This is a genomic window from Allobosea eneae (assembly GCF_042657265.1).
In the GTDB taxonomy this organism is placed as follows: domain Bacteria; phylum Pseudomonadota; class Alphaproteobacteria; order Rhizobiales; family Beijerinckiaceae; genus Allobosea; species Allobosea eneae.
On the sequence record NZ_JBHSLW010000097.1, the window covers coordinates 1 to 9,678 of the forward strand.

General features: G+C 64.9%; 16 protein-coding genes. 8 read left to right on the forward strand and 8 right to left on the reverse strand.

Annotated features, from left to right (window positions below; all coding sequences use genetic code 11):
* Positions 1-94: 94 nt before the first annotated feature.
* The 7 genes from ACFPOB_RS29525 to ACFPOB_RS29555 form a co-directional block, all read right to left on the reverse strand.
* Positions 95-268 (reverse strand): hypothetical protein, encoded by a 174-nt coding sequence (locus tag ACFPOB_RS29525; protein WP_377801749.1) that lies wholly within the window; start codon positions 266-268, stop codon positions 95-97.
* A gap of 256 nt (positions 269-524) precedes the next feature.
* Positions 525-2,399 (reverse strand): SGNH/GDSL hydrolase family protein, encoded by a 1,875-nt coding sequence (locus ACFPOB_RS29530; RefSeq protein WP_377801763.1) that lies wholly within the window; start codon positions 2,397-2,399, stop codon positions 525-527.
* A 381-nt stretch (positions 2,400-2,780) separates the two neighbouring features.
* Positions 2,781-3,509, reverse strand: a complete 729-nt coding sequence (locus ACFPOB_RS29535; protein WP_377801750.1) for a hypothetical protein — start codon at positions 3,507-3,509, stop codon at positions 2,781-2,783.
* Positions 3,509-4,147 carry a GNAT family N-acetyltransferase gene (locus ACFPOB_RS29540; protein ID WP_377801751.1) on the reverse strand — a complete coding sequence of 213 codons (639 nt, stop codon included), beginning with the start codon at positions 4,145-4,147 and terminating at the stop codon, positions 3,509-3,511. The genes ACFPOB_RS29535 and ACFPOB_RS29540 overlap by 1 nt, the downstream gene beginning before the upstream one ends.
* A gap of 261 nt (positions 4,148-4,408) precedes the next feature.
* On the reverse strand, positions 4,409-4,615 hold the full coding sequence (locus tag ACFPOB_RS29545; protein ID WP_377801752.1) for a hypothetical protein: 207 nt from the start codon (positions 4,613-4,615) through the stop codon (positions 4,409-4,411).
* Between the two features lie 106 nt (positions 4,616-4,721).
* Positions 4,722-4,946 (reverse strand): hypothetical protein, encoded by a 225-nt coding sequence (locus ACFPOB_RS29550; RefSeq protein ID WP_092157060.1) that lies wholly within the window; start codon positions 4,944-4,946, stop codon positions 4,722-4,724.
* Between the two features lie 11 nt (positions 4,947-4,957).
* Positions 4,958-5,206: a hypothetical protein gene (locus ACFPOB_RS29555; RefSeq protein WP_377801753.1), complete on the reverse strand. Its 249-nt coding sequence runs from the start codon at positions 5,204-5,206 to the stop codon at positions 4,958-4,960.
* Positions 5,207-5,799: 593 nt separating this feature from the next.
* On the opposite strand from ACFPOB_RS29555, the gene ACFPOB_RS29560 reads away from it, so the two are divergent.
* The 5 genes from ACFPOB_RS29560 to ACFPOB_RS29580 are packed head-to-tail and all read left to right on the forward strand — an operon-like array spanning position 5,800 to position 7,417.
* The gene (locus tag ACFPOB_RS29560; protein WP_377801754.1) at positions 5,800-5,955 is read left to right on the forward strand and encodes a hypothetical protein; all 156 of its coding nucleotides are present in this window, start codon (positions 5,800-5,802) and stop codon (positions 5,953-5,955) included.
* Entirely contained in the window at positions 5,956-6,207 is a 252-nt protein-coding gene (locus ACFPOB_RS29565) for a hypothetical protein (RefSeq protein WP_377801755.1), read from the forward strand. It begins immediately after the preceding gene.
* Positions 6,200-6,394 carry a hypothetical protein gene (locus ACFPOB_RS29570; RefSeq protein WP_377801756.1) on the forward strand — a complete coding sequence of 65 codons (195 nt, stop codon included), beginning with the start codon at positions 6,200-6,202 and terminating at the stop codon, positions 6,392-6,394. Before ACFPOB_RS29565 ends, ACFPOB_RS29570 begins: the two co-directional genes overlap by 8 nt.
* Positions 6,391-7,005, forward strand: a complete 615-nt coding sequence (locus ACFPOB_RS29575; RefSeq protein ID WP_377801757.1) for a J domain-containing protein — start codon at positions 6,391-6,393, stop codon at positions 7,003-7,005. The genes ACFPOB_RS29570 and ACFPOB_RS29575 overlap by 4 nt, the downstream gene beginning before the upstream one ends.
* Entirely contained in the window at positions 6,998-7,417 is a 420-nt protein-coding gene (locus ACFPOB_RS29580) for a hypothetical protein (protein WP_377801758.1), read from the forward strand. The genes ACFPOB_RS29575 and ACFPOB_RS29580 overlap by 8 nt, the downstream gene beginning before the upstream one ends.
* Before the next feature lies 1 nt (position 7,418).
* Here the strand turns inward: ACFPOB_RS29580 and ACFPOB_RS29585 are convergent, their stop codons facing one another.
* Positions 7,419-7,631 (reverse strand): hypothetical protein, encoded by a 213-nt coding sequence (locus tag ACFPOB_RS29585; RefSeq protein WP_377801759.1) that lies wholly within the window; start codon positions 7,629-7,631, stop codon positions 7,419-7,421.
* Positions 7,632-7,712: 81 nt separating this feature from the next.
* On the opposite strand from ACFPOB_RS29585, the gene ACFPOB_RS29590 reads away from it, so the two are divergent.
* From ACFPOB_RS29590 to ACFPOB_RS29600, 3 genes are read left to right on the forward strand one after another with little or no spacing between them, the layout of a single operon-like run.
* Positions 7,713-7,874, forward strand: a complete 162-nt coding sequence (locus ACFPOB_RS29590) for a hypothetical protein (protein WP_377801760.1) — start codon at positions 7,713-7,715, stop codon at positions 7,872-7,874.
* A gap of 49 nt (positions 7,875-7,923) precedes the next feature.
* Positions 7,924-8,283, forward strand: a complete 360-nt coding sequence (locus tag ACFPOB_RS29595) for a hypothetical protein (protein WP_377801761.1) — start codon at positions 7,924-7,926, stop codon at positions 8,281-8,283.
* Positions 8,280-9,641: a hypothetical protein gene (locus tag ACFPOB_RS29600; RefSeq protein WP_377801762.1), complete on the forward strand. Its 1,362-nt coding sequence runs from the start codon at positions 8,280-8,282 to the stop codon at positions 9,639-9,641. Before ACFPOB_RS29595 ends, ACFPOB_RS29600 begins: the two co-directional genes overlap by 4 nt.
* Positions 9,642-9,678: the final 37 nt, after the last annotated feature.

Below are 9,678 nucleotides of genomic sequence, written 5' to 3' on the forward strand. Positions count from 1 at the left end.
AGTGGCTGGGGTCCACATCGCTCGCTCCAAGATGGCCTGAACAACCCCTTGGAATCACGAGTGCCCCAGTCGCTCAACCCTTTCGGGACGGGCTCTAAGCCAGGATGAAACCCGACAGCACGAAGAAAAACGACACCCCCTGATTGAGCGCGAGATTTCCAAGCGCTGAGGGGATGGGCCATGTCTCGGCCGAGTGCAACAATACGATGGCGGCAGCGGCAAAAAATCGAAGGCCGGTAAGCGGCAGGAGATGGGCGCTCTTGATCATAGTGCTCAGCTAGACGGCCTCGGGCCACCCCACTTAGCTTAGGCCATGGACAAGGACAACGCCCGGTGACCTTGATACATCAGACTATGGCCCCGGCGTAACCTACCGATCTTATATCGATAAGAAGATCTCTGGGCCCCCCCATATGAAGGTCGTCGAGTTCATACCGGGAATGTGGAGGACGCCGCAGGACGTAAGCGTCATGCGGCGCTTATAACCAATTTCGTGGCGCCTTGTTTGTTCGTCTGTTTGCCCGCTAGTCCGCCAAGGGATAGATGATGTTGTCCAAGCTCACGAAGGTCGCGACCGAGCTCGGAAAACCGGCCAGAGTTATCATGCCATCCGTGCCGACATAGATCGCAGTCACCGACCCGGTGTTGGTCCGCGCGGCATATTCGCGGGTGGTGGCCGGGCGCAGGTTCGCCGGCAGCTGCGCGATGACGACGGGTTCGGCGACGGTGCCCTTGTTGAGCACGCCGGTTAGCGCGACGACGCCATCGGCTGAGACCTCGATCTGGGCCGGACGGACACCGTCCAGCGTCCAGCTATTACGCAGCCAAGTCGAGTGAAGCGGGTATGCCGCCATCTTCTGCGTCATGCGCAACGCGGAGGCGGCCAGGACCTCGCGCGCAACCGCCTCGCCCATCGCCCGATAGCCGTAGAGCGTCGGGTGGATGTTGTCGCGGACGATGGGGTCAACTTGCTGGGGTCGGGTCAGGTCGAGAGGTGTGACCGCTGCCAGTACCTCCTGGAAGTCGACGAGGCGGCAGCCACGCGTGGCCGCGAGGCGCTTGATGCCGGCCCGCAGCAGCCAATGCGCGTCGTTGGGGCCAGCGTTGAAGCCCTTCACGCCGCCAGCGAGCGTCTTCGTGTACCAGAGATACGGGACACAGAGGACGACGCGGGCGGCCGGGACGCCGCGAGAAACGGCCCGGTCGATCATCGCATCGATGTTCGCCAGCGTCGTCGCCGGGCCGGCGCCTTGGCTGTCATTGATCCCGACATGGATGACGACATGGGTCGCGATCGTCAGCTGCGCGTCATTGGCGTTGAGGGCCGTGAGCTGCTGCGCGCTCGTCTGGCCGGCGACGGCCTGATTAAAGACGTCCCAGACCCGCATGCCGAGTGAGCCCTCGAGCGTCTCTTTCATCGCATAGGGCCAGCCGCCGACGATGTCCTCGGTCGTCGAATCGCCGATGCAGAGAATGCGCGCCGGGGCCAACCCGGACGGCTCTGAGCGACGCGTCTTCGTCAGGTAGGACATCGAGGCGGTGAATGCATCGAGCCCGTACATGCCGAAGCCCGCATCCGTGATCGGCCCGGCCACCGTTTGCGGCGCGATGATCTCCATGCCATTGAGCAGCAGCGACCAGGTCCGCGAATCATAGATGCGGATCTTCCATTCGGCTTTGTTGGGTGCCCAGGCGGGGTTGTCCGCCCGGCCGAACCAGGACAGGCCGGTGGACTCGGTAGCCGAGCCGCCGACGGGCTTAACCCGCAAGGTCGCCAAGCCGTCATTGGCATAAAACGTCGCATAGCCGCCGGCATAGCGGATAACGGCCGCACGAATGTAGGATCCAGGCCAGAACGCTACGCTGATCTCGTCGCCGCCGCGCACTGGCACGAAGGCAGCCCGTATGAAGCCATCCGCCGTCAGATCGATGGTTCGGGTGTCGGCGCTCGACGAGACGGACGCATCGGCCACCCAGGTGTCGGAGCCTAACAGGTCGAGCTTCTCGGCCACGACCGTCGTCATGTTGAAGGCGGTCAGCTTGCGATCGTCGAGATCGCCAATGGTGAGCCAGCGCTGCTTCTGCTCGATCGGCCGGCCCTGATATCGCGGCAGGCGGAAGTTCTCGAACTCGGTGCCGCCAGCATCCCGGTAATCGACCGGGATATCGGTCGCGCGCGCCGTGGGCGCAAAGCAGATCGGCCCCGTCAGTTTCACCCCGGGCTCCGCCGCCATGGTGATGCCGTCGAGCGCAACCTGCCCGCCGGCCGTAGCGAAGGCATAGTTGCCCGCCCCGATTTTCGGCAGGCGCAGCGTCCGGCCGGTTGCGCCGAGATAAGCCCTGGCAACGGCTAAGGCAGCCCGGTTGTCAGCTGCGCCATCGTCCGACCCGCCGAACATCTGCAAGGCCGGCTCGGCCTCTGCCAATTCCCACCAGGTGCCATCCGACGACTGCGTCTTCGCGCCGTGCGCCGGCTCAGAGACCGACTTCCGATAAAGCGCAGCACCACCATCGCCATTGGCAGCATAGCCGGTCGTCCGGATCGCGGTACGCTCCGACAGGCCCTGCCCGGCGATGCTGGTGAACGGCCCGACGTATCGGCTGGTTCGCCGGCGTCGCCCTTGTCGCCCTGCGGGCCCGAGACCCAGTCGCCCCAGTCGCCGTTAGGCTCACGGAAGCGAACACGATGGTTTGGTGCATCGACCTGGTGTTCAGGGCGGGGGCCGCGTGGCCCCATCGGCAGGGGCTGGACGGTAGCGCAGTTGCTCATGGTCACGATCTCACGGACGGATGATGAAGGGGCCGCGGGCGAGCTCAGTCGCAGTCGCGCCGCCGGGCACGCCCTTGCTCGCGACGAGCGTGTAGACCCAGGCGCCGGCGGGATACCCGGCTACCAGCGGCTGCTGGACGCGCACGCTAATGCCGCCGAGCGCATCGGCGGGACGAGCGATGTAGCCGGCCATATCACCGATCAGCACGTTGTGGCCGAAAGCGGGCCGGATCTGTAGCGAGAGCGCATAGCCGGTTAGGTCGAACGGCGCTCCCGCCCGGACGAACCGCCATTGCAGAGCGATATCCTCGGTCTTGAAGATCTCGATCGGCACTTGCGGGCCATCCACATCGACCACGCGGAAGCCAGGTAGTGGAAGCGCGCGCCCGGGATAGACCGCCCACGTACCGCGCACGATCTCGCGGACCTCCGGGCCGACCACGCGTAGAAAAAAGGCATAGGTGCCGGTCTGCCAAGTCTCGACCGTGGCCTGCGGGACGTTGAGCGAGATGATGCCGTCCGCGCGCAGATCCGGGTCCAGCAGGATCGTGCCGTCGTCGGACGAAAGGATGACCAGCGTCCTGTCGCGGTCGAAGGCATCGCCCACCACGATCTCGACCTTGTCCCATCCGGTGAGATCGAAGGGCCCCGTGGCCGTCTCGATCGTGATGCCGTTCAGCAGGTCTTGCGTCGGCAGGACGGTGACATGGCCGATCCGCACGGTGGAAAGAACAAACATCAGAAGGCCTCGACAAGATCGAGTTGCAGAGTGGCGAAGCGACCGAGATCCAGCTCCATCGCGGCGGTGTCGTCAGACGCCAGCCGCATCGGTGCCTTCGGAGCGATCAACTCGACCGGCTCGAGGTCCGCCACGGTCGCCCGCAGTGGCGGCCGGAACTCGACCGTCGCCGCCCCCCCCCCGAGGCATCCAGGACCCGGGTGACGAGATGGAGCCGACCAGCGATGCTGAAATAGTGTCCCGGCACCAGTCGCGCCCCCTTGGTGACCATGATCGTCATCGCCGTCGGCGACGAGCCCGGCGAGCAACTCCTTGCCCAGGCCCCTGCCCCAGCTGGCGCGCCGAAGGCCGTAGATCAACTCTTCCGTACCATCGCCCGGCCTCGCGAAGCCGGCCCAGCCGATCAGTTCGCCGCCGGCGCGCTCGACCACGGCGCCGGTGCCATAGCCGAAGCGTTCGAGATTGGCCGCCGAGCGCTCGATCCAGAGCGCAGCGACATCAGGCGCTAGCGGCTGGCCATCGTCGACGAAGCGATGGACCTGCGGATCGGCGAAGAGCGCAACGAGCAAGGGCGCATCGGCAGCCACGAACGGCCTGACGATGAGCCGCGCCGTCACGAGCCGGGAATCGTGGATCATGGACAGCCTGAAGCATCGCTGAGTCGCGGTCCTGCGTCATGACGCAGTTGGCGTAGGCGTCGGTGCCGCGCTGGAAGCCATAGGCGTCGCAGCGTGAGCGATCCTCGACGATCGGCTCCGGCGTGCTTGCGCAAGCGCTGCGAGCCAGGGTGAGAGCAGATGCGGCGGTGATCCTCATGGGGAGAGGATGGAAGCGCCGCATGGCGGCTTTGGGGCGAGAGCCCGGCAGCGATGGGCAGACAGCTGAGCCGACCCACCACGTCAGCGCTCAGTGCCCTCGGCAGCGCTTTCGAGAATCTTGACAGTCTCTTCCAGGCTTTCCTTCACGCCGAGCTGGAAGTCCTTGCGGAAGGCGATGATCGTGTCGGGCGGCTGGCCCTTGAAGGTGTAGACGACGCTGACCTGGTCGGGATTGACGTAGACGGGCTTGCCGTCGCTGGGCGAGGTGAACTTGCAGAGCTTGGGCATGTGACGTCTCTCCGGAACGCTCCGAGCGATTCAGTCATCATAGCCTAGCAAACGAACGGGCCCCGCCACAGCAGTGGCGAGGCCCGCACGGAATCACAACTGACGATCAGCGCGCGATGCGGGCGCGCCCGCCGCAGAATCGCTGCTCCACCGCACGCTCGTAGCCGAGCTCGCGGTCATAGACCATGACGGTGCGGGTCAGGCAGTCGCCCTCCTGCACCAGCCCGGTGTTGATCAGGCGGCCGTCCGGGTCGGCGACGACGGTCGGCGTGCATGCCGCCGCCGCTGCAGCAAAGCCGAGGCCGGCGATCAATTTGACGATGCGATCCATCACGGCCCCGCTCACATATAGAGGCCGCGGCCGCAGCGACGCACGCGCCGGTGCTCGTAATAGCCGGTGTAGCGGTTGAACACCCGCACGGTCTTGTAGAGGCAGTATTTGCCGTCGTTGCGACCGTCGTAATAGGTCCGGCCGGTGTCGAGATCGACCCCGAGGAACTCGTCCTTGCCCTTCTTGCCTTGGGCGAAGGCCGGAGCCGCTGCGAGGCTGAGAGCAGCGAACCCTGCTGCGGCGATGGCTGTCTTGAGCATGGCATTTCTCCTGTCTTGCGGCGGAAATATGTCCAGCACCGCGTGCGAGGCTTTGGGGAGATCAGTCCGATTTTCGCTCGCTTCCGCGAGATTATCCAAGGGGAGTGCCGTCTTCGGCCGGCGATCATGGCAATTCCCGCCCCAACCTACAATAGAATAGCCTTGCCGGGCCGGCCCAGACCGCGCCGCAATCTGGCCATGATTGGAACGCGCGCTGCGCTCAACAATCTCGGGGGCTGCGAAGGACGAGCATGTCCTAGTCTTCGGCTGCGCCGCTAATCCACCAGACCAAGCTGACCTGCTTCGTCGGCAGGGTGGCTGGCCGTCGTGCGATTTAGGTGCTCAGCGCTGCGTCCACTTGCTGCCCGTTTGAGGCACCAGCGCATTCGAGGCCCAAGGCCTGCAACCGAACATCTTGCTGGGGGCGGTTGGAGCGGGTGAAGGGAATCGAACCCTCGTATTCAGCTTGGAAGGCTACAGGGTTTTCCGAGCCCCGCCGCTACCATTCCAAGTTTTAGGGCCCGGCTCAAGCGGCATTTTGCCGGACTTTTCGGAACGCTCTATCGCCCCCTCCGCCTCCCCGGAGGCGGCCCATGGATAGGACCGTCTTCATCGTGGCTGGGCTGCTGCTCCTGGCGGCCTTCAGCATCTGGCTCGCATTCCGCGCCAGCCCGGCGACCTGCAGCGACGCGAAGTGGTCGATCCCGAAGCTGCTTCAGTGCTCCCCCTCCTCCCCGGAGGGCCGGTAGATGGGGGCGCTCCGGAGCTTCACAAGCAATTTCGCGATCCTCGATGTGAAGCGAGGTCGCCGGCAACTTCGCGATCATTTCGCTGATCGTCCGCCGCTCGGCTCATGCCCGCCCGCGATGCGAGTTCCGGTGACGATCACCGGCTACATCGACTGCATTCACGGCAGCGACGACGGCACTTCGCAGGAGTTCGCAGTCACTGTCACCCAGCTCGAAATCGACGCCCTCCCTTCCGGAGCCGATCATGGGTAAGGGGCGCGCATACGATCAGATGGCTTTCGCGCTTCAGAACGTGGTCGCAGAGCTGCGTCGGGTTCTGGAACTCACGGGCTTCCCTCGCGACCCGGCAATCACCGTCTCGCTCCGGAACGCAGACGGCGCGCTTGAACGCGCCGGGTTGGTCGAGGACGCCCCCAGCCCTCAAGGAGAGCGCAAGTGATCGAAGCATATCCGCTCGCGTGGCCTCCAGGATGGCCGCGCACGCCCTATCATCAGCGCAAGGCCGGGCGTGACCAGTTCCGGCGGAGCACTGGCCCTTGGACGATCGCCGATGCCCGCGATGAGCTGAGCCGGGAGGTTCGTGCTCTTGGCGGCAAGAGCGTCGTCATCTCGTCGAACTTCGCGCTTCGTCGCGACGGCCTGCTCATGGCAAGCGCTCGGAAGCCCGACGACGAGTCCATTGCGCTCTACTTCGTGCGTGCCGGCAAGCCGTTGGCAATGGCATGCGACCGCTATCACGACGCGGTTGGCAACTTGCGCAGCCTGGCGCTTGCCATTGAGGCCATGCGGCAGCTGGAGCGCCATGGCGGCGGCACGATGGTGGACCGGGCTTTCGAGGGCTTTGCAGCCCTGCCAGCGCCCGGAACCAAGCCCTGGTGGGAAATCCTCGCGGTCAAGCCAACCGCTTCGACCGCCGAGATAAACACCGCGTTTCGCCGTCTTGCCGCAGAGCGACACCCCGATCGGAACGGCGGCTCGGGCGCGATGATGGCCGAACTCAATGTCGCGCGTGACGCCGGCCTGAAGGCAGCAGGAGGCCCCGATGTCTGACGCAGAGAAGGTGGTGGCGGATCTGCGGGCTCTGTCGATGTACCCCGGCGATGTGCACGACCGCGCCGCCGACCTCATCGCCCATCAGGCCGCGAGGTTGGAGGAGGTGACGGAGCGGGCCGTATCCGCAGAGGCACAAGCTCGCATCTGGGCCGACCACTTCAAGGACGCCAAGGCCGCCCTCACCGCCGCAGAGGCGGAGAAGGAGAGGCTGCTGCGCGCGACGACGCCGAGCCCCGCCACGAAGGCGGCCTATATCGGCGAGTTCCACTTCGATTGGACGGTCTGGGACCCGAACGGCGAGGAGCAAATCACGCATCGCGTTCAGGTGCCGTGGACCACGATCAAGCAGATCATGGCAGCCATCCGCTCCCGCGCCGTCCTCTCTCCGAAGAAGGAGCAGGGCGCGTGAATCAGCTCTTGGGCTTTTCGCGCTCGCGGCGGCGGAGTTCGGCTTCGATGGCGTCGCGGATGAATGCGGCCATCTGGTTATCGCCGACCAGCGCCTTGATCCGGGCACGTGTTTCTGCCGTCAGCCGAATGATCGTCTGAACGGTGTCGACATTCTTCTTGAGCGGCGGCCGTCCCACATCCCCGCGCTTACCGATATCGGAAATCTCTGTCAAACGCGCCTCCTAAGCGATATCGCTTATTGACACCGTAACCGATATCGCTTATCTCTTCAATCACGAACTGAGGAGAGCGACATGACCGTAACCATCCGCATCAAGTCGAACCGCAACGGCAAACTGGTCGCTCACTACTGGGGCATGGCTCGCCGCTGGCTCCCGATCTCTGTTGCAGAAGCTCAGATGGCCGTCGCTACCGGCACTTGGAAGAAGTGCAACGTTCACCTGCAGGAGGGCTGAGGCATGACGCGCGCCCGCCTACACCCGATTGCTGGTGGAGTCCTGACCGATGGCTGAGCGGCCTCACACCCCCGGACCATGGGAAGTCGATATCCACCCCGACACTGGCGAATGGCGCGTATGCGAACGCGAAGGAGTCGTCGCTGTCTTGTCCGAGGCGAGGAAATGGGAGGCTGTCTCCAATGTCGTCCGCACCAAGCGAAACGCGGACGGCTCCGGCGGCTTTCTGGTTTCGGCTAGCCCGGCGAATTGGCCCTGCGCGATAGGCGATGCGCTCCTGATCGCCGCCGCACCTGATCTCTATGAGGCTCTGCGCGATATCCTGATCAATCCGCGGAGCCTTTCCACAAGTGAGCGAGAAGCTGCCGGACTGGCGGCTATCGCCAAAGCTGAAGGTGTTCGCCCATGACCACCCCGACCCCCGCCCAGGCGGATGAGAAGGCGCTGGAAGATATCGTGCGGCGCATCCGCGAGCAATGTGCCTCAGGTGGCGCGCGGTATCAGCTCACAATCGGCGAAGCAGTTGATCTGATCCGTCCGAACTTCGCCGCCCTCCGCCCCGAGGGCGAGGCTGTGGCGATAGGCTGGGTCGAGAGAAGCGATCTGGCTGTTCTGGCACGGATCAAGGGACAGACAGGCGCGTGCAGGATCACCGCCATCAGGGCCGTTCCTGGACCCGGGGATCAGCCCCTCTTCGTCTCTCCTCCCGCGCCTGCGGGGGTGAAGGTTCGTCCGCTTGATTGGAACGAGCCAGCGCCGCCGAACGGTAAGGACAGGTTTTATGACCACGTCCAGGCCGAAACGCCCTTTGGCCAGTTCCTGATCGAATGGAAGAGCTGGAAAGAGAACGACAGCTTCACCATCAGCTTCGCAGGCGACTACGTCGAGACGCGATACAGTCTGGACGACGCCAAGGCGTTCGCCTTCGACTTTCTCTCGAACCGCATCAGCTCGTCTCTCCTCTCGTCCTCCACGGAGGCGCAGGCAGGCTCACCGGCAGAAGCCTTGCCTTCCCAGACGAGCGGGGCGGAGGGGGGTGAGGCCCAGATCACGGCTGCGTTTCTTCGTATCTCTGCACAGCGCCGCGACGTGCCCGAGAATGTTCGTCAGCAGATGCTCACGGCAGCGGCCCTGCTCACCGTCCTCGCCAAGCCCGCCTCGGAGCCTGCGGGCGGCGGGGTGCGCACGGGTCGCCGTGCGATTGTTCATGCCGTCGTGTGCCTCGGCGCTGCGATCAGTTTGCTTGAGCGCACGCCGAAAGCGAAGAAAGCCGCGCCGTCCGACCGCATGTTCGGACAGATGCTGCGCGATTATCGCAAGGCTCTCGACGAGGCCCGCGCCGCCCTGTCCTCTCCCGCGTCGTCATCCCCTGCCGAGGCAGAAGCCTTGCCGGCTGGCGTGGAGGCGGTGCGCGCCGTCAGCAACAACGGCAAGCGTTGGCGCATCGTCCCAGTCGATGGTGATTGGGAGATGCAGCCGGTCGGCCATATCACGGCAGGACAGGCCGAACGCCTCTGCAAGGCAATCGAGGCAGCCCTTGTCGACGGAGGGCAGCCGGTTCCTGACCGTGACGGAGCGGACGGCACTGAACGCCTCTGCCGCGCCCTCTATGGTCGCAAAGCGGCGACACGCGACTACCTTGGCGGCTCGGATGCGCGGATGCTTCACGACGCGGCCGATCGTCTCGCCTCCCTCTCCCCTGCACCGTACGCACACGAGGAGGGCCGCATGACTGAAGCCTTCGCGCGAGGGCCGCTGGCGCGATGATGGGGCGCGTGAAGGTCAGGCGGCCTTCTGATCTGCG

Coding starts and splice junctions, on each gene's coding strand:
- ACFPOB_RS29550 (WP_092157060.1), bottom strand. CDS start 4,946: ATGGATCGCATCGTCAAATTGATCGCCGGCCTCGGCTTTGCTGCAGCG.
- ACFPOB_RS29580 (WP_377801758.1), top strand. CDS start 6,998: ATGTCTGACGCAGAGAAGGTGGTGGCGGATCTGCGGGCTCTGTCGATG.
- ACFPOB_RS29545 (WP_377801752.1), bottom strand. CDS start 4,615: ATGCCCAAGCTCTGCAAGTTCACCTCGCCCAGCGACGGCAAGCCCGTC.
- ACFPOB_RS29560 (WP_377801754.1), top strand. CDS start 5,800: ATGGATAGGACCGTCTTCATCGTGGCTGGGCTGCTGCTCCTGGCGGCC.
- ACFPOB_RS29555 (WP_377801753.1), bottom strand. CDS start 5,206: ATGCTCAAGACAGCCATCGCCGCAGCAGGGTTCGCTGCTCTCAGCCTC.
- ACFPOB_RS29595 (WP_377801761.1), top strand. CDS start 7,924: ATGGCTGAGCGGCCTCACACCCCCGGACCATGGGAAGTCGATATCCAC.
- ACFPOB_RS29540 (WP_377801751.1), bottom strand. CDS start 4,147: ATGATCCACGATTCCCGGCTCGTGACGGCGCGGCTCATCGTCAGGCCG.
- ACFPOB_RS29570 (WP_377801756.1), top strand. CDS start 6,200: ATGGGTAAGGGGCGCGCATACGATCAGATGGCTTTCGCGCTTCAGAAC.
- ACFPOB_RS29530 (WP_377801763.1), bottom strand. CDS start 2,399: ATGTTCGGCGGGTCGGACGATGGCGCAGCTGACAACCGGGCTGCCTTA.
- ACFPOB_RS29565 (WP_377801755.1), top strand. CDS start 5,956: ATGGGGGCGCTCCGGAGCTTCACAAGCAATTTCGCGATCCTCGATGTG.
- ACFPOB_RS29600 (WP_377801762.1), top strand. CDS start 8,280: ATGACCACCCCGACCCCCGCCCAGGCGGATGAGAAGGCGCTGGAAGAT.
- ACFPOB_RS29590 (WP_377801760.1), top strand. CDS start 7,713: ATGACCGTAACCATCCGCATCAAGTCGAACCGCAACGGCAAACTGGTC.
- ACFPOB_RS29525 (WP_377801749.1), bottom strand. CDS start 268: ATGATCAAGAGCGCCCATCTCCTGCCGCTTACCGGCCTTCGATTTTTT.
- ACFPOB_RS29535 (WP_377801750.1), bottom strand. CDS start 3,509: ATGTTTGTTCTTTCCACCGTGCGGATCGGCCATGTCACCGTCCTGCCG.